The organism is Microbulbifer sp. YPW1, from assembly GCF_013367775.1.
Taxonomy (GTDB): Bacteria; Pseudomonadota; Gammaproteobacteria; order Pseudomonadales; family Cellvibrionaceae; genus Microbulbifer.
The window spans coordinates 2,103,735-2,120,000 of record NZ_CP055157.1 but is presented as its reverse complement, the minus strand read 5'-3'; the positions used below and the strand labels follow the sequence as shown (position 1 = coordinate 2,120,000).

Below are 16,266 nucleotides of genomic sequence, written 5' to 3'. Positions count from 1 at the left end.
CACCGGTGGCCTGATTGACCAGCCCGCGGCGCGTGAGATCTTCCAGCAGTGTCGCATCCACTCCGGCCATGGTATCCCCTTGCGATAAATTCAGATGTGCTCGAGACAACCCGCCAAACGACGTTTGACGGGCAAAAATTGGGCTGCAAATGTACCGAATCCTGCGCTAAATACAAGCGGAGCCGTGTACTGGCGAGGAGCAGCCAGGTTTCGGCCCCACAACCGGATTTTGTGGCAGGGCAGAGGAACTGAATCATGGACAGACAGGTCAATTACCCCGTGAACCAGGGCGTGAATTTTGTTATAAAGTCGTCCCGGTGTTCGTTTTTTAGGCACAGCGGCCGGAATCCAATTAAAACCAACGTCAGCGCTACCCTCGTTTAAGATCATGCAGAAACAAAGCAACAACCCACGCCTGCTGGGCGCACTGGGCAAAAACTTCCCTCGCACGCACGCTCTGGCCGCGGGTGCAGCCAGTTTTGCCCTGGCGCTGACGCTCTTTGTGTCTACCCCGGAAGTGGAGGCCAAGCGGACTTCGCTAGAGGTTTCCCTCAGTGCACCTGAAGATCTGGTACAGACGGCGCCAGCTGAAGCCCCGGCCACCGCCGATGCACCCCAGAGTGTCATGGAAGGACTGCGGGTGGTACAGGAAACCGTGCGCAATGGGGATACCCTGTCCGACCTGTTCCAGCGCGCAGGCATCAGCAGCGCTGAGATGTACCAGCTGCTTTCCAGCGGTAAAGAGGCAAAGCAGCTGGCCAAGCTGGTCCCCGGCGAAGAGCTGACATTCCAGATCGACGGCGAAGGCAGCCTGCAAAGCCTGGAGCTACACCGCGATCGTCTGAGCAAGGTGGAATTCAGCCGCGATAACTCCGACCAGTACAAGTACGCCCTGCACCAGCGCGAAGCCGATAAATACACCGCATTCCGACAGGCGAAGATTGAAAGCTCGCTGTTTGTGGACGGTACCAAGGCCGGCCTGAGCAACAACCTGATCATGGAAATGGCCGACATCTTCGGCTCGGATATCGACTTCGCACTGGATATCCGCAAGGGCGACAGTTTCAGCGTGATCTTTGACGAGAAGTTTCTCGACGGCGAAAAGATCGGTAACGGTTCAATTCAGGCGGTGACCTTCACCAACCAGGGCAAGACCTTCAGCGCGGTGCGCTACACCGACAGCAACGGTGACACCAATTACTACACCCCCGACGGCAAGAGCATGCGCAAAGCGTTTATCCGCACCCCGGTGGATATCGGCCGTATCAGCTCGCACTTCAATCCCCGCCGCCTGCACCCGATTTTCAAGACCCGCCGCCCGCACAACGGCACCGACTACGCGGCGCCGCGCGGCACCCCGGTTTACTCCGCTGGTGACGGACGGGTCATCAAGGCCGGTTACAGCAAAGCCAACGGCAACTATGTATTTATCCAGCACGGTGAGCGCTACATCACCCGCTACCTGCACCTGAACAAGAAGCGCGTGAAGCGCGGCCAGCGTGTCAAGCAGCGCCAGGTGATCGGCACCGTAGGCTCTACCGGCTACGCAACCGGCCCGCACCTGCACTATGAATTCCTGGTGGATGGCCATCACCGCAACCCGGCCACCATCGTGCGCAAGCTGCCCAAAGCGAAAGCCATTCCCAAGTCGGAGATGGCTCGCTTCCAGACCCAGACCCAGCCCCTGATGGCGCAGCTGGAACGCTTCGAGCAACCCGCACTGGCGCAGAACAGCGACGAGAAGGACTCCGTAAACTGAATGACGGACCTCTACATTGGCCTGATGTCGGGCACCAGCGTCGACTGTATCGATGCGGTATTGGCGGAGTTCTCCGAAGTTGACGGCGAGCTCCGCTGCCACACCCGGGCCGCCCTGGGGCACCCCATCACAAACGAAATGCGCGAGGCAATTCTCGCGCTTTGCGCACCCGGCCCATCGGAACTCGACCGAGCTGGGCAACTCGACCGGCGCCTGGGCGAGGAATTTGCCGCGGCCACCCTGGCGGTATTGCAAAAAGCCGGAGTAAAGCCGTCTGCGGTCAAGGCCATCGGCAGTCACGGGCAAACGGTGCGGCACAGGCCCCCGGGTAGCGTTTCCACCCCCTTTTCCCTGCAACTGGGTGACCCCAACACCATCGCGGCACTGACCGGTATCACCACGGTAGCGGATTTCCGCCGCCGCGATATGGCGCTCGGCGGTCACGGGGCACCACTAATGCCCGCGTTCCACAACGCGGTATTCCGCACAAGCCGCGACCGTGCTGTAGTCAATATCGGCGGTATGGCAAATATCACCGAGCTGGCTGCCGACGGCCAGGTCCGCGGTTATGACACCGGTCCCGGCAATGCGCTGCTGGATTACTGGGTCAAACTGCACCTCGGTCAACCCTACGATGCCGACGGTGCCTGGGCGGCAAGTGGCGCCCCCCATCCCACACTGCTCAACCGCCTGATGGGAGATCCCTTTTTTGCCGCGCCAGCACCCAAGAGCACCGGACGGGAGGCTTTCAATCCCAGCTGGCTGGAACGCGCCAGCGCAGGGCTGGAGGTGCCCCCCGCCGATGTACAGGCGACGCTGGCGGAAGTCACCGCGGCCTCTATTGCCAACGGTGTGCGTGAATTTGCCCGCGGCGGCGAGCTACTGGTGTGCGGCGGCGGCGCTCGCAACAATGACCTGATGGAACGACTGCGCAGACGTCTTCCCACCTGGTCGGTGACAGCTACGAACGAATACGGGATCGATGCGGACTGGGTAGAGGGAGCGGGCTTTGCGTGGCTGGCCCGTCAGACCATGCTCGGCCTGCACGGCAACTGCCCTGCCGTGACCGGCGCTGAAAAAGAGACCGTGCTGGGCGGGATATATCCCGCCTGACGTCAGATCTCGCTGCGCAGAATGGCCCAGATTCAGATAGAGAAGGAAGATCCGCAGCCGCAGGTAGCGGACGCGTTGGGATTCTGGACCACGAAGCGCGAGCCAGACAGCCCCTCTTCATAATCCACACTCGCCCCCACCAGATACGGGTAGCTCATGGCGTCGACCAGGACCTGGATGCCGTCTTTTTCGACCACAGCATCATCCTCGGCCACCAGCTCGTCGAAGGTAAAGCCATACTGGAAGCCGGAACAGCCGCCGCCAGTAACAAACACGCGCAGCTTGAGCTCCGGGTTGCCTTCCTCTTCCAGCAGCCCTTTGACCTTGGCAACGGCCTTCTCGGTCACCTGAACGGGATCGGGAGAAAAGGAAACAGCTTCAGACATAAATCACTCTCGAAACGGGTTTACAGCCGTCGCCACGGAGGCGCGACTGCCCACTGCCGAATGACAGCGGTGCGGGCGCATTATGGGTAAACCCCAGCAAACAGGTCAAGTATTGCCAGTCTGAAGGGGTTTGACCAGTCGCACCCGTCGCATTACTCCGCGTCGACGGTTGCTTCTTCGGAATAACCCAGCATACGGGGCTCGCTGGTGTTGTCGACTTCGACATTGGATACCAGGGAACCGTTGACCTGAGCGCCCTTGACCATTTCGATCAGCTTGTAGTGGACATTGCCCTCAACGATCGCCTTGGATGCCAGCTCCAGGTGTCCGCTTGCGTGCACGTCACCCTTCACGTTGCCGTTGACCACGACATTGGGTACACGGATTTCCCCCTCGACCACACCGCCATCGACGATCTGCAGACGGGCATCACTGTCACTGTGCGCACATACGTTTCCGTTGACGCGACCTTCGATGACCAGATTACCGCGGAAGTGCAGGTCGCCGGTTACTTCAGTGTGACGCGCGATCAGGGTCGTATTGTTGCCACCAGTGCTAGCCATAGTTTTCTCTTTCTTTTTCAACATAATTCAACCAAAACCTCATGAATTGAGCGGAGCCTGGTCACTCCATTGGTGCGCTGCTGCGCCCGCTTCAGCAATCAACTCTGCTGCACCAGCCAGCCGTAACGCTGGTCAATATTGAAACCTTTGCGCTTGCTGGATTTGAGCGACAGCTCGACGCCTTCGGGAACGAAGCCCTCCGGCAACTGTAGCTCTCCCTCGATATTCTGGAAGTACTTGAATCGCAGGGGGATAGACTCGCTCTCCACCTCCGACGAGAGGTCCGCCAGTGCGTAACGGCGAGCCTCGCCATCCACCTGGCCGACGATGGTAAAGCGCACCGCACCGGTCACCACCTGGTGGCGGGCAGCAGACTGCTGAACCAGCAACTTGTACTGATAGCGACGCTCACCCGCTTCGGAGATACTGAAGCGGCCAATGGAGACCCCGTCGCTCCCCTCTGAGGGCGCCATGATACCGCGGTAGAAGGAGATTTCCTGGCGCAACTCCGCAATCTGGTTTTCCTGCGCGATCAGCTCTGCACGCACAGACTCACTTGCCTGCTCGCCAATGGCCAGGGACTGTTCGGCGGTGGCCGCACGCACCCGCAGGCTTTCTATCTCGGCACGCAGACGATCCACTTCTTGCTGAGACTTGACGTGTGCGCGGGTCTTCTCATCCAGGTTTTTGCTCAGCTGATACTGGCCAGCAAAAAACGCACCGGCACTGGTAGACAGCACCAGCAGGGTCACCCCCAGCACCGAGAAAATGCCGTGGATGGGCCTGTGGGGCACCACCTTCATACGGTATTGCTTGCTGCCTTTAACTTTGCGCGTCATGGATTCCGGATAGTGTCTTTTTTGTGTGGATTCTGTGTCGTGTATTTATCTATCGAGCCACTGCCAACGATTCTAAGGCAGCAGTGCCGGGCTCTCCAGCCCCTGGTTCTCATTTAAGCCAAACATGATATTCATATTCTGTATTGCCTGGGCAGAGGCCCCCTTGGCCAGGTTGTCGATGACCGATAGGACAACAACCGTATCGCGCCCCTGAGGCCTCAAAACAGCCAGACGGCACACGTTGGTGCCTTTTACGCTGCGGGTCTGCGGGTGGCTGCCAGCCGGCATTACATCCACAAAAGGCTCGTCCCCATAACGCTGTTCAAACAGCTGTTGCAGCGCCTCCTGGGTGGCCTCCGCGGCGGCGGGGTTCTTCAGCTTGGCGTACATGGTGGCGTGGATACCGCGCACCATCGGCAACAGGTGCGGCACAAAGGTCAGATCCACGGCACCGCCAGCGGCGAGACCCAGCCCCTGCTCGATTTCCGGCAGGTGGCGATGCCCTGCGGCCGCGTAGGCGCGGAAGCTGTCATTGTTCTCCGCAAACAGCAGATCGGTTTTGCCCTGGCGACCGGCGCCACTGGCACCACTGGCCGCATTGGCAATCAGCCCTGCGGGCTCCACTAGCCCCGCTTCCAACAGTGGGATCAGGCCCAGCTGGATGGCGGTGGGATAGCAGCCCGGGCAGGCGATCAATTGGGCTTCACCGATTTGCGCCCGGTTTACTTCCGGCAGGCCGTACACCGCCTGCGCCGCCAGCTCGGGACAGGCGTGCTCCTGTCCGTACCACTGCTCCCAGGTGGGGATATCCTGCAGACGGAAATCAGCAGACAGGTCGATAACCCGTACACCGCGCGCTACCAGCTCCGGCACCTGAGCCTGGGCCACACCGTGGGGCGTGGCAAAGAAAACCACATCGCAGGTAGCCAGCTCATCGACATCTGGAGCGGTGAATTTCAGATCGTAGTGACCGCGCAGGCTGGGGAAGAGTTCCGCGACCGGAGTGCCGGCTTCCGCACGGGAAGTAATGGCTCGCACCTCCACACCCGAGTGGCCCGACAGCAGGCGCAGTAATTCCACGCCGGTATACCCTGTTCCACCTACGATTGCCGCTTTGATGACGCTCACTTCTGTTCCTCGCTGATCACTGTCCTTGCCGGGGCCCCCGCCGCCCTCTGCTGGCGGGCCATGTCCCCTGTATACTGAGCCGTGCACTCTACCATAAGCCATCGATTTTAAAGGACTAACCGTGCGGCGCCGCCAGCAGTCAGAACCCCAGGCCTTCTCCGCCCCCCTCCCCCATTCAAGCCGAGGCGGGCTGCTAGAGCGGGCGCGGACACAGTTATCCGCCCAGCAGGCGCTGTCTCTGCTGGTGCTACTGGCTCTGATCATCGGGGTCTGCGCTGGACTGGTGGTGATCGGCTTCCGCCAGCTGAGCGAAGGTCCTGCGATTCTCTATCTTCCGCAACTGGAAGACTTTGAGTCACTCCCCCCTACATTGCGCTTTGCACTGCCGGTGGGTGGCGCCCTGTTGCTCGGACTGATATTCCAGTGGGTCGCGCCGTCCGGACGCCCCACGGGGGTAGTGCATGTGCTCGACCGCCTGCACAACCACCAGGGCAAGATGCCGATCAGAAATGCCATTCTTCAGTTCCTTGGCGGCGCGCTGGCATTACTCAGCGGTCAGTCGATCGGCCGCGAAGGGCCCTCGGTACATTTGGGGGCCGCCAGTGGCAGCTGGGTGGCGTACCGCCTGCGGCTGCCCAACAACACCGCACGCACCCTGCTCGCCTGCGGTGTGGCCGCCGCCATTGCCGCGTCATTCAATACGCCGCTGGCGGGAGTGATCTTCGCCATGGAAGTGGTGATGCTGGAATACACCGTGGCCGGGTTCCTGCCGGTGATGATCGCCGCGGTCAGCGGCAGCGCGGCAACACGCCTGGCGTTCGGCCACCAGGCTGCGTTCAGCGTTCCGGCCTCGCAGCTGGAATCCCTCGTCGAACTGCCGATTCTGTTTGTGTGTGCACTGGTGATCGGTGCACTGGCTTCGCTGTTTATCGTCAGCCAGCGCCGCCTGGTGCCGATGCAGCAGAAGTATTCGCCAATCTTGCGATTCCTACTGGCGGGCGCAGCCACCGGTCTGCTGGCATTGTGGGTACCCGAAATTCTCGGCACCGGTTACGACACCCTGGAGCTGGCCATGCTCGGGCAACTGGGTATTGCCGCACTGTCTGCCATCGTTCTCGCCAAGCTTACCGCCACGGCCCTGGCCACGGGCCTGGGTATTCCCGGCGGGGTAATCGGCCCGAGTCTGATCCTGGGGGCGTGCATCGGCGGCGCCGGCGGTCACCTGGCCAACCTGTGGCTGGGCGCGGCCACCGCCAGCCCCGGGCTTTACGCAATGGTGGGGATGGCGGCAATGATGGCGGCGCTACTCAATGCACCGCTCGCCGCGCTGCTGGCGATCCTGGAACTGACTTACAACCCGAATGTGCTGTTTCCCGGCATGATGACCATTGTGGTGGCCTGTCTGGTCAGCCGCCAGCTGTTCTCCTGCGAGGGCATCTATCAGGAGTCCCTGCGCGCACTGGGCAAAAGTGGCACCCCCAGCTGGCGCGCCCAGTTGCTGAGCCGGGTGGGGGTTGCCAGTGTAATGGAGCGTGCAGTAGCGGTGACCCCGCAGCGATTGGAGCGGGCCCATGCCGAGAGACTGATCGAACAGCAGCCCGCATGGCTGCTGATTGGCGGTGTCGATACCCCGCAGGCGCTGCGCACTGCAGACCTCGCCAACTTCCTGCAGCGCCCGCAAAAAGAGCCGGAAGCAGAGGGCGCCGCACCCAGGGAAGAGGAAAAAGTAGACCTGCTGCGCCTGCCGGGCGAGCGCCTGCAACTGGCGCCGCTTAGCTGGCGCGCCACTCTGCTGGAGGCACAGGAGCAGCTGGAAAGGCACGGCGCCGACGCACTGTATATCGGCCGCGACTACGATCAGGGCAATCCGGGTGTACTGAATAGCGACGTGGCGGGTATTATCCTGCCGCAGCATATCGAGCACTACTATCGGCAGTAACCGCCTGCGGTGATGGCCAGCGACATATTCAAAATAACTACGCAGACCGGACCAGATTCCGGATAAGGAGCTTCAATGCTTTGGGTCAAGGCTTTTCATATCGTCTCCATGGTGTGCTGGTTCGCGGCACTTTTCTACCTGCCGCGCCTGTTCGTGTACCACGTAGACGCCACCGACGCGCTCAGCAAAGATCGCTTCTGTATCATGGAGCGGCGCCTGTATCGCGGGATCGCCATCCCCGCGATGATCGCCACCATCGTATTCGGTGTCTGGCTCTTCAGCTTTAACCCGCGCTACTACGAAACTGCCGGCTGGATGCATGCCAAACTCACCCTGGTGATCCTGCTGATCGGCTATCACCATATCTGCGGCAGCTATGTGAAGAAGTTTGCCGCCGGCACCATCACCAAAAGCGGCCGCTTTTTCCGCATTTTTAATGAGCTACCGGTACTGGTTCTGCTGGCGATTGTGATCCTCGCTGTGGTCCGGCCGTTCTGATCTCTCAGGTCAGGGGCGCGCCAGGACACCCAAGCGCCCCGTGACTGGCCGATGGCGAGGCTAGAATAACTACATTGATCTTCAGGTCCTGAACGGTTATGGATACACGCCAGCCCATCATTCTCACCGTCACCCACCACGACCCCAGCGGCAGCGCGGGAATCACTGCAGATACGGAAACTGCTGCCAGTCTCGGCTGCCACTGCACCTCGGTGGTGTCGGCAATTACCGTGGGTGACACCCGCGACCTGGCCGGCGTTGCGCCGGTAGACGATAGCCTGCTGGTGGAACAGGCCCGCGCGGTACTTGAAGACATGCCGGTAGCGGCCATCAAGATCGGCTACCTGGGCTCGGTAGAGAATGTGCATGCACTGCACAGCGTACTGCGCGATTACCCAAACATTCCCCTGATCATCGACCCCGACGCCACCCTCGCAGATAAGGAATCCCTGCTGGCGCCTCCGCTGTGGAAAGCCATGTGCGACCTGCTGCTGCCCCTGGCCACCCTGGTGGCGCCAAACCGTCGTGAAGCCCGCGCCATGGCCGGAGAGGCGGACGTGCACGATGCCCAGGCCCAGGAGTTACTGGAAAGCGGCTGTCGCTACCTGCTGCTCACCGGAGTACCGGCGGCCGACCAGCAACTGGAAAACCGCCTGTACGAAACCCGCGGGCTGATACGCGAATTCCGCTGGCAGCGTTTGCCGCCGGCAGCCTACGGTGTGTGCGGCACCCTTACTACCGCGATTGCCTGCCATATTGCACACGGCCTCAATATTCTCGAGGCAGTGAACCGCAGTCAGCAGTTTACCTGGAGCGCCATCGCCGGCAGCCGTCGCCTGGGTATGGGTCGACCGGTGCCAAACCGCCTGTTCTGGACCTGCAAGGACTGAAGGCAAAGGCTCCGGCTCAGCGCCTTATCTCACCTCTACTGCCAATCCGGGCCTCCTGGATTGATTTCTGTTGCGCAATCCGCGCCAGCGTTTGCGGCAAACGGCAGCGGTGAAGATAATACGCGCAAATTTCCATTCCGTTTTCATCCCTTCTTTCAATCCAACCCGGTTCCCGAAAAGCTATGAGCAAGTCCGAATCCCTCTTCGCCGACGCCCAAAAGGTCATTCCCGGTGGTGTCAATTCACCGGTACGCGCATTCCGCGCGGTAGGCGGCACGCCCGTATTTATCGAGCGCGCCGAGGGCGCCTACCTCTACGACGCCGATGAAAAACGCTATATCGACTATGTGCAGTCCTGGGGACCGATGGTGTTGGGTCACGCCCACCCGGACGTCATCGACGCGGTGGTAGAGCAGGCCCAGTCCGGCCTGAGCTTTGGCGCACCGACCGAGCTGGAAACCGAGCTGGCGGAAGAACTGTGCCGGGTATGGCCGAATATGGACCTGGTGCGCTTTGTAAACTCCGGTACCGAAGCCACCATGAGCGCCATCCGTCTGGCGCGCGGCTATACCGGCCGGGACAAGATCGTAAAATTCGAGGGCTGCTATCACGGCCACTCCGACTCCCTGCTGGTAAAGGCCGGCTCCGGCGCCCTGACCATGGGCGTCCCCTCCTCCCCCGGCGTACCTGCCTCGCTGGCGGACCACACCATTACCCTGACCTACAACGATATCGAAGGGGTGAAAAAGTGCTTCGCCGAGATCGGCGACCAGATCGCCTGCATTATCGTCGAGCCGGTGGCGGGTAATATGAACTGTATCCCGCCGGTACCGGGTTTCCTGGAAGCGCTGCGCGAAGTCTGCGATCAGTCCGGTGCGGTGCTGATCCTGGATGAGGTAATGACCGGTTTTCGCGTCAGCCTGACCGGCGCCCAGGGGCACTACGGTATCGAGGCCGACATCACCACCCTGGGCAAGGTGATCGGCGGCGGTATGCCGGTGGGCGCCTTCGGCGGCAAGCGCGAGATCATGGAGCAGATTGCACCGCTGGGCCCGGTGTATCAGGCGGGTACCCTGTCGGGTAACCCGATGGCGATGGTTGCCGGCCTGGAAACCCTGCAGCTGATCCAGGAGCCGGGCCTCTACGACACCCTGACCGAGAAAACCGACCGTCTGGTAGACGGGGTTCTGGCCGCGGCAAAAGAAGCGGGCATTCCGCTTACTGCCAACAAGGTGGGCAGCATGTTCGGTTTCTTCTTTACCGATGCGGATCAGGTGACCAATTACCAGCAGGTCATGGCCTGCGATACCGAGCGCTTCAATCGCTTCTTCCACGGCATGCTGGAGGAAGGTGTTTATCTCGCCCCGGCATCTTACGAAGCCGGCTTTATGTCCGCCGCGCACAGCGACGAGGATATCGAAGCCACCATTGCTGCGGCGCGCAAGGTGTTTGCACGCTTGAAATAAACACGTCGCGAGCCTCTTATCCGCCGGACTTTCCGACCTCGTCGAAAATTCAGGGCGAAGGCGCTGATACCGGGTGTGGTCTTGCGAGACCGTCTGCGGCCATGACGGCCGCAGCCGAGCCTCCAGGGATGGGTTGAGGGGGGGCGCCTAGCTCGTGTATCGCAAGACCACACCCGGTAGCAGCGCCGCCACCAACCTGTCCGAACTCCACCAGCCCCCATTACTTGCCAGCGCCAGCGTTCTGCCATATAAAAATGTATACATTCTTTAAAGAGTATACATTGTGCAGCGATCCCTCTGGGCAGATACCAGCCTGTCCTCCGTCAGTGCCGGTTTTGTTGCGGTACTGGTGGGGTTTGCCAGCTCCGTTGCGATTGTCCTGCAAGCCGCCGCGGCTGCGGGTGCCAGCGAGGCAGAAATGGTCTCCTGGATCGGTGCCCTCGGGCTCGGTATGGGCATCACCTGTATCGCCTTCTCCTGGTACTACCGCGCGCCGGTTATCACCGCCTGGTCCACCCCCGGAGCGGCACTGCTGGCCACCAGCCTGACCGGGGTTTCCATGGCAGAAGCGATCGGTGCCTTCCTGTTCAGTGCGCTACTGACCCTGTTACTGGGCATCTCCGGGGCTTTCGAGCGGGTGATGTCGCGGGTGCCACTCCCCATTGCCAGCGCCATGCTGGCGGGAATCCTGCTGCAGTTCGGTCTGTCGGTATTCACCTCGCTCGAGGCCAATCCGGTGCTGGTGGGCTGCATGTTGCTCACCTACCTTGCATGCCGGCGCTGGCTGCCGCGCTATGCCATCATCCTTGTTTTATTCGCTGGTTTTGCTGCCAGCTGGGGACTGGGACAGGTGCAACCAGAGCAACTGAGTTGGGCATTGAGCCGGCCGGTGTGGGTGACACCGGTGTTCAACCCTGCGGTTTTGCTGGGTGTTGGGTTACCGCTGTTTATTGTCACCATGACCTCGCAGAATATTCCCGGTGTCGCCACCCTGCGCGCCAGCGGCTACCAGAAGGTTCCGGTTTCCCCGGTTATCAGCGGCACCGGTCTCACCTCACTGCTGCTGACGCCGTTCGGCGGTTTTGCTTTTAATCTGGCCGCCATCTCCGCCGCCATCTGTACCGGCCCCGAGGCCCACCCGGATCCGGAGCGACGCTACACCGCCGGTATCGCGGCCGGCGTTTTCTATTTACTGGCTGGCCTGTTCGGTGCCAGCGTGGTGGCGCTGTTCAGCGCTTTTCCGCAGGCGATGATCGCCACCGTTGCCGGACTGGCGCTGCTCGGCACCATCGGCAGTAGCCTGGCGGGTGCCAGCAGCGACAGCGACGGTCGCGAGGCCGCACTGGTTACCCTGCTGATCACCGCCTCCGGGGTCAACTACCTGGGTATCGGCGCCGCCTTCTGGGGACTCGCGGGTGGGCTGATCTGTCACCGGTTGCTCCACAGGAAAAACTGAAATGGGCCTGTACCAAAGACTGAAATCAGACTTGCAGCAGGGACGCTTTGCCCCGGGCACGGTGCTCAAACAGACGGAGCTGGCCGCGCAGTACGAGGTGAGCCGGATTCCGGTGCGGGATGCGCTCGCACGACTGAAAAATGAAGGCTGGCTGACGGGACACGGTAAACGCGGCGTTGCGGTACCGCGGTTCGATCCGCTGGAAGTGGAAGACCTCTACCTGATGCGCATGCGTCTGGAGCCGTTACTGCAGGAGCTCGCCATACCGCATTTAAATGGGGAAATCCTTGGCCGTGCGCGAGATTACCTCGATGCGATGCAAGCATCAGCGCAACCGTTACAAGCGCAGCCCCCGGAGATCAGCGCCATGGAAATCGGCGCACTCAACTGGCAATTTCACACCTGCTTGTACCGTCCCGCCAATCGCCCCACCCTATTCGCAGCAGTGGAACAGCTGCACCGTCAGTGCGAGCGCTATATCGGTTTCCAGTCCCGCAGCCTCGATTACCAGGCCACCAGTCAGCGGGAGCACTACGAACTGCTGGACCTGCTGCAAAACGGTGATAGCAAAGCGGCGACCGCACTGCTTGAGCAGCATATCGCCGCGGCCGGCCGCGCGCTCGTCGAACACCTTCGCAGTGACGGCAGCGCCGAGTGAAGCTAAACCGCGAGCGCCGCCATGATCAGCAGCCCCAGACAACAGAAGAAACCGGAGAACCAGCAAAGGGAGCGTGCGGCTGCCCAGTCTTTCAGATAGCAGATCCCGTAGAGAATCCGGGTGGCAATAAAGATCAGCGAAAGTCGCGCTAGCCACTGCTCGTCGACACCCGCCGCGATGGCCGCAAACACCCCCGCGATAAATGCCGGCAATATCTCGAAACTGTTGCGCTGAGCCCAGTCCGCACGCCGCGACAGTCCGGACTGCTTTTCCAGAAACGCGCGCGGCGACCGGTTGTTGTACCTTCCCTCTGCGGTGGCTTTGGCGATGGCAGCAAATGTGGGCGGCATCAAAATCGCCACCAGCAGACACCAAAAGGCGACAGACATCAGAACCACTCCCGTTTTGATATGATTGCGCCAGCTTAGTCGCCGCCCAGAGTGCGCGCCAACCCCTATCTACCAGCCGGAGTGACCATTCATGAGTATCAGCCTTCACCGCGGCGCTTACCCCCATTCCCGTCCACGCCGCCTGCGTGCCAGCGAGTTCTCTCGCCGCCTGGTGCGGGAAAACCGGTTAACCACCGATGACCTGATCCTGCCCCTGTTTGTTATCGAAGGCCGCGGGGAGACCCAGCAAGTTGCCTCAATGCCCGGTGTCGAGCGGCTGACCGTAGATCTGCTCACCGCAAAAGCCAAAGAACTGGTAAACCTCGGAATCCCCGCGGTTGCGCTGTTCCCGGTAGTCGACCCTTCTGCCAAGTCCGACGATGCCCGTGCAGCCTTTGCCCCGGATGGCCTGGCACAGCGTGCCGTGCGCGCACTGAAAGAGGCTGCACCGGATCTGGGTGTGATTACAGACGTGGCGCTGGACCCGTTCACCAGTCACGGCCAGGACGGGCTGATGAACAGTGAAGGGTATATCGTCAACGACGACACCGTGGAGGTACTGGTACAGCAAGCGCTGTCACACGCCCAGGCAGGCGCAGATGTGGTGGCGCCGTCGGACATGATGGACGGGCGTATCGGCGCAATCCGCACTGCTCTGGAACGGGATGGCCATGTAAACACCCAGATCATGTCCTACGCCGCCAAATACGCCTCCAGCTATTACGGCCCGTTCCGCGATGCCGTGGGTTCTGCAGGCAATTTGAAGGGCGCCAACAAATTCAGCTACCAGATGGATCCGGCCAACGGTGACGAGGCGCTGCACGAGTGCGCGCTGGACCTGCAGGAAGGTGCGGACATGATCATGGTGAAGCCGGGCATGCCATACCTGGACGTTGTGCGCCGGGTGAAGGACGAGCTCAGGGTACCGACCTTTGCCTATCAGGTCAGCGGTGAGTACGCCATGCACTGTGCGGCGTTCGATAATGGCTGGCTCAATCGGGAAGCGGTAATTCTCGAATCCCTGCTGGCATTCAAGCGCGCCGGTGCCGATGGGGTGCTGACCTACTTTGCGGAAGAAGCCGCCAAGTTGTTACAGGCGGGCTGAGGAAATCGGGCCGGCAAAACCGGCCGGTATAAATCTTTTCTGTCAGGCGATCACTGGTCGCCCTTGCCACCGCGCCGGAACAGTTTGAACAGTGCGCCAAAGGCCAGTGGAATCAGTTTCCAGGCCTTTTTCAGAAACAGCAGCAAACCGGCCAACAGTCCGGTTTTGGCCAACACCTTGCCGGTTACCAGTGCACCGAGGCCATAGGCCGCCACTTTATCGATTTCTGGATCAAACTCCTCATAGCGATAGCCGGGATTAAAACTCGTCATTGCCAGCACTGCATTACGACTCTGTTTGATATCCTCCAACTGCGACATACCGGCAATAAAATTGAGCACCAGCATGCCGAGCCAGAGAGGCTGACGGCTAAAGCATCGCGAGCGAAAAACAGACGTCCAGGGGCCCGCGGACACGGGCCCGGAAAATAGAGGTCAGATAACACCCAGCGCCAGGCAGTGGGTAATCAGCTGGCCGGAGTTTCGGCAATCCGCCTTACGCAGGATGTTCTTGCGGTGATTCTTTACCGTATGCACAGAGATGTTCAGTTGCTCGGCGATCTCGACACTGGTAGCGCCGGCGGCGATCTGCGTCAGGACTTGCAGCTCACGGGCACTGAATATTTTCTTTGCAGGCTTCGCAGGCTTGTCCACCACCACTAGCTGCGATCCACCCAGGCACCCCGTAGCAGGCTCCGGCAAGCTGCTCCGACCGCCGATTTGACCCTCCCCCCGACCGCTGCCCGAATTCGGTGCTATTACCGTATTGGCCTCCGATTCCTGTGCGCGCGTTTCCCGTGCCCCCGAATCCCGTCCGACGACCAGCAGTGCCGCCAATCCTGCCCCCAGCATAATTCCCCCTTTTCCCTGAGAATCTTCAGGTCCCTGACCGCGAAACACAGTCGGAACCTTTGTCGCAATTTTGTCGCGGGAATTTAGCTAGGAAGAGCCATGGGCGTCTTTGAAAGGTTTTGAATCGTTTTGAAACGCCCGTATCACGGGGCCTGCAGAAGAGCCTGTGATCTTGATAATAGGATCAGGGAGGTGGCGCAGAAGGTTTAGCGTTCGCTTCCGGCAGACCAAAAATCGGTAAAACCAGGCCGAACAGTTCGTCCGCAGCCACGGCAACACCATTGCCGCCCCGCTGGCGCACCAGCTTGCGCTGGGAATCTGAGGGCATGATGGTGTACAGGAAGTAGGGGGTGCTGTCCTGTCGCGCGCGCATCCGCTCCATCAACTTGAAGCCGGCCAGCGGTTCCCGACCCCGGCCCATATCGGAGATCACCGCATCGTAGCGGTACATGGACAGCAGCGTCAGGGCGTCGTCGGTATTGGTTGCGAGATAGACCGCGATCCGCAGGGATTCGAAATGTGCGCGCTCGGCGAGATTGTTGTCGGGGTTGTCGTCCACCCACAGAATCCTGCCGCGCACATCCGGGGCTTCGCCAATGACCAGGGGTGCACCGTCATCCGGGATGCGTCGTGCAGTAATCAGGTATACCAGCAGCGCGGTCACCAGCACCAGCAGCCCCATGCCGATCCACAGACGCCAGAAATACGCTGCGGGTCGGGCCGCGGCGAAAGATGACGTGGAAGAAGTTCGATCGGGGGCGGGTGCGCTATCCAGAGCGGCCGGGTTGCCGACTGGCGCATTGCTGTCGCTATCAGATCCGGCAGTCTCAGGGGTATCGCGCTCGCTCTGTTGTGGCGAGGAGCTGCGGACCTCCCGCAACTGCTCCGCCAGCTCCGGCGAAAGCCGGTAACCGCGACCGTGCAAGGTCTGGATCAGCGGCCCTTCGTACCCCTGCTCGCGAAACAGCTTGCGGGTGTCGGAAACCAGCCGCCCCAGGGACCAGTGGGAAACCACGGTGTTGGGCCACAGATCCTCCAGCAGCGCGGCCCGCTCGCAGCACTCGGGAAAGCCTGTAATCAGCAATGAGAGCAGCTGCAATTGCCGGGCATCCGCTGCCACCGGCTCTCCACCGGCGGTCAGATAAAGATGCTCTGTATCCAGAACGTACTTGTCAAAACGGTACTGCATCGCACTAGATTCAGGGAATGGGAATCATTTTCGGTGC

18 protein-coding genes (1 of these 18 cut by a window edge) are annotated in these 16,266 nt (G+C 60.9%); 9 read left to right on the top strand and 9 right to left on the bottom strand.

Annotated features, from left to right (window positions below; genetic code table 11):
• Positions 1-70 carry the beginning of a tyrosine--tRNA ligase gene (gene tyrS / locus HUW35_RS08870; RefSeq protein ID WP_181255206.1) on the bottom strand. It extends 1,238 nt beyond the left edge of the window, so 70 of the gene's 1,308 nt are visible here — the first part of the coding sequence; it begins with the start codon at positions 68-70; its stop codon lies off the left edge, out of view.
• A gap of 318 nt (positions 71-388) precedes the next feature.
• Here tyrS and HUW35_RS08865 point away from each other — a divergent pair, with 318 nt between their 5' ends.
• Positions 389-1,759, top strand: coding sequence for a peptidoglycan DD-metalloendopeptidase family protein (locus HUW35_RS08865; RefSeq protein WP_181255205.1), 1,371 nt, complete (start codon positions 389-391; stop codon positions 1,757-1,759).
• Positions 1,760-2,872 carry an anhydro-N-acetylmuramic acid kinase gene (locus HUW35_RS08860; RefSeq protein ID WP_181255204.1) on the top strand — a complete coding sequence of 371 codons (1,113 nt, stop codon included), beginning with the start codon at positions 1,760-1,762 and terminating at the stop codon, positions 2,870-2,872.
• A 32-nt stretch (positions 2,873-2,904) separates the two neighbouring features.
• Here the strand turns inward: HUW35_RS08860 and erpA are convergent, their stop codons facing one another.
• From erpA to argC, 4 genes are all read right to left on the bottom strand, one after another.
• Entirely contained in the window at positions 2,905-3,258 is a 354-nt protein-coding gene (gene erpA / locus HUW35_RS08855; protein WP_078083188.1) for an iron-sulfur cluster insertion protein ErpA, read from the bottom strand.
• 152 nt (positions 3,259-3,410) lie between these two features.
• Positions 3,411-3,821 carry a polymer-forming cytoskeletal protein gene (locus HUW35_RS08850; RefSeq protein ID WP_255463577.1) on the bottom strand — a complete coding sequence of 137 codons (411 nt, stop codon included), beginning with the start codon at positions 3,819-3,821 and terminating at the stop codon, positions 3,411-3,413.
• A gap of 98 nt (positions 3,822-3,919) precedes the next feature.
• Complete coding sequence (locus HUW35_RS08845; protein WP_181255202.1) at positions 3,920-4,660, bottom strand: DUF6776 family protein; 741 nt, start codon at positions 4,658-4,660, stop codon at positions 3,920-3,922.
• Between the two features lie 72 nt (positions 4,661-4,732).
• Entirely contained in the window at positions 4,733-5,788 is a 1,056-nt protein-coding gene (gene argC / locus HUW35_RS08840; RefSeq protein WP_255463576.1) for an N-acetyl-gamma-glutamyl-phosphate reductase, read from the bottom strand.
• Between the two features lie 121 nt (positions 5,789-5,909).
• Between argC and HUW35_RS08835 the strand changes: the two genes are divergently transcribed.
• From HUW35_RS08835 to HUW35_RS08810, 6 genes are all read left to right on the top strand, one after another.
• Entirely contained in the window at positions 5,910-7,727 is a 1,818-nt protein-coding gene (locus tag HUW35_RS08835) for a chloride channel protein (RefSeq protein ID WP_181255200.1), read from the top strand.
• 75 nt (positions 7,728-7,802) lie between these two features.
• Positions 7,803-8,225 carry a protoporphyrinogen oxidase HemJ gene (gene hemJ, locus HUW35_RS08830; RefSeq protein ID WP_181255199.1) on the top strand — a complete coding sequence of 141 codons (423 nt, stop codon included), beginning with the start codon at positions 7,803-7,805 and terminating at the stop codon, positions 8,223-8,225.
• A gap of 98 nt (positions 8,226-8,323) precedes the next feature.
• A complete protein-coding gene (locus tag HUW35_RS08825) occupies positions 8,324-9,115 on the top strand; it encodes a hydroxymethylpyrimidine/phosphomethylpyrimidine kinase (protein ID WP_181255198.1) in 792 nt (263 codons plus the stop codon).
• Positions 9,116-9,297: 182 nt separating this feature from the next.
• On the top strand, positions 9,298-10,581 hold the full coding sequence (gene hemL / locus HUW35_RS08820) for a glutamate-1-semialdehyde 2,1-aminomutase (protein WP_181255197.1): 1,284 nt from the start codon (positions 9,298-9,300) through the stop codon (positions 10,579-10,581).
• Between the two features lie 283 nt (positions 10,582-10,864).
• The gene (locus tag HUW35_RS08815) at positions 10,865-12,037 is read left to right on the top strand and encodes a benzoate/H(+) symporter BenE family transporter (RefSeq protein ID WP_219932674.1); all 1,173 of its coding nucleotides are present in this window, start codon (positions 10,865-10,867) and stop codon (positions 12,035-12,037) included.
• A gap of 1 nt (position 12,038) precedes the next feature.
• Positions 12,039-12,695 (top strand): GntR family transcriptional regulator, encoded by a 657-nt coding sequence (locus HUW35_RS08810; protein ID WP_181255196.1) that lies wholly within the window; start codon positions 12,039-12,041, stop codon positions 12,693-12,695.
• Between the two features lie 2 nt (positions 12,696-12,697).
• On the opposite strand, the gene HUW35_RS08805 is transcribed toward HUW35_RS08810, so the two are convergent.
• Positions 12,698-13,084: an MAPEG family protein gene (locus HUW35_RS08805; RefSeq protein WP_078083760.1), complete on the bottom strand. Its 387-nt coding sequence runs from the start codon at positions 13,082-13,084 to the stop codon at positions 12,698-12,700.
• A gap of 91 nt (positions 13,085-13,175) precedes the next feature.
• Between HUW35_RS08805 and hemB the strand changes: the two genes are divergently transcribed.
• Entirely contained in the window at positions 13,176-14,189 is a 1,014-nt protein-coding gene (gene hemB / locus HUW35_RS08800) for a porphobilinogen synthase (RefSeq protein WP_181255195.1), read from the top strand.
• A gap of 50 nt (positions 14,190-14,239) precedes the next feature.
• Here hemB and HUW35_RS08795 read toward each other — a convergent pair whose 3' ends face one another.
• The 3 genes from HUW35_RS08795 to HUW35_RS08785 form a co-directional block, all read right to left on the bottom strand.
• Entirely contained in the window at positions 14,240-14,530 is a 291-nt protein-coding gene (locus tag HUW35_RS08795; RefSeq protein ID WP_255463574.1) for a DUF2167 domain-containing protein, read from the bottom strand.
• A 93-nt stretch (positions 14,531-14,623) separates the two neighbouring features.
• The gene (locus HUW35_RS18725) at positions 14,624-14,842 is read right to left on the bottom strand and encodes a response regulator transcription factor (protein ID WP_219932673.1); all 219 of its coding nucleotides are present in this window, start codon (positions 14,840-14,842) and stop codon (positions 14,624-14,626) included.
• Between the two features lie 382 nt (positions 14,843-15,224).
• Positions 15,225-16,229 carry a winged helix-turn-helix domain-containing protein gene (locus tag HUW35_RS08785; RefSeq protein ID WP_181255192.1) on the bottom strand — a complete coding sequence of 335 codons (1,005 nt, stop codon included), beginning with the start codon at positions 16,227-16,229 and terminating at the stop codon, positions 15,225-15,227.
• Positions 16,230-16,266 lie beyond the last annotated feature (37 nt).

What these genes read in the sequence shown, in the direction of transcription:
- HUW35_RS08850 (WP_255463577.1), bottom strand. Translation starts at nt 3,821, where the DNA reads ATGGCTAGCACTGGTGGCAACAATACGACCCTGATCGCGCGTCACACT.
- HUW35_RS08805 (WP_078083760.1), bottom strand. Translation starts at nt 13,084, where the DNA reads ATGTCTGTCGCCTTTTGGTGTCTGCTGGTGGCGATTTTGATGCCGCCC.
- HUW35_RS08865 (WP_181255205.1), top strand. Translation starts at nt 389, where the DNA reads ATGCAGAAACAAAGCAACAACCCACGCCTGCTGGGCGCACTGGGCAAA.
- hemL (WP_181255197.1), top strand. Translation starts at nt 9,298, where the DNA reads ATGAGCAAGTCCGAATCCCTCTTCGCCGACGCCCAAAAGGTCATTCCC.
- HUW35_RS08860 (WP_181255204.1), top strand. Translation starts at nt 1,760, where the DNA reads ATGACGGACCTCTACATTGGCCTGATGTCGGGCACCAGCGTCGACTGT.
- erpA (WP_078083188.1), bottom strand. Translation starts at nt 3,258, where the DNA reads ATGTCTGAAGCTGTTTCCTTTTCTCCCGATCCCGTTCAGGTGACCGAG.
- hemJ (WP_181255199.1), top strand. Translation starts at nt 7,803, where the DNA reads ATGCTTTGGGTCAAGGCTTTTCATATCGTCTCCATGGTGTGCTGGTTC.
- HUW35_RS08785 (WP_181255192.1), bottom strand. Translation starts at nt 16,229, where the DNA reads ATGCAGTACCGTTTTGACAAGTACGTTCTGGATACAGAGCATCTTTAT.
- HUW35_RS08825 (WP_181255198.1), top strand. Translation starts at nt 8,324, where the DNA reads ATGGATACACGCCAGCCCATCATTCTCACCGTCACCCACCACGACCCC.
- HUW35_RS08845 (WP_181255202.1), bottom strand. Translation starts at nt 4,660, where the DNA reads ATGACGCGCAAAGTTAAAGGCAGCAAGCAATACCGTATGAAGGTGGTG.
- hemB (WP_181255195.1), top strand. Translation starts at nt 13,176, where the DNA reads ATGAGTATCAGCCTTCACCGCGGCGCTTACCCCCATTCCCGTCCACGC.
- HUW35_RS08810 (WP_181255196.1), top strand. Translation starts at nt 12,039, where the DNA reads ATGGGCCTGTACCAAAGACTGAAATCAGACTTGCAGCAGGGACGCTTT.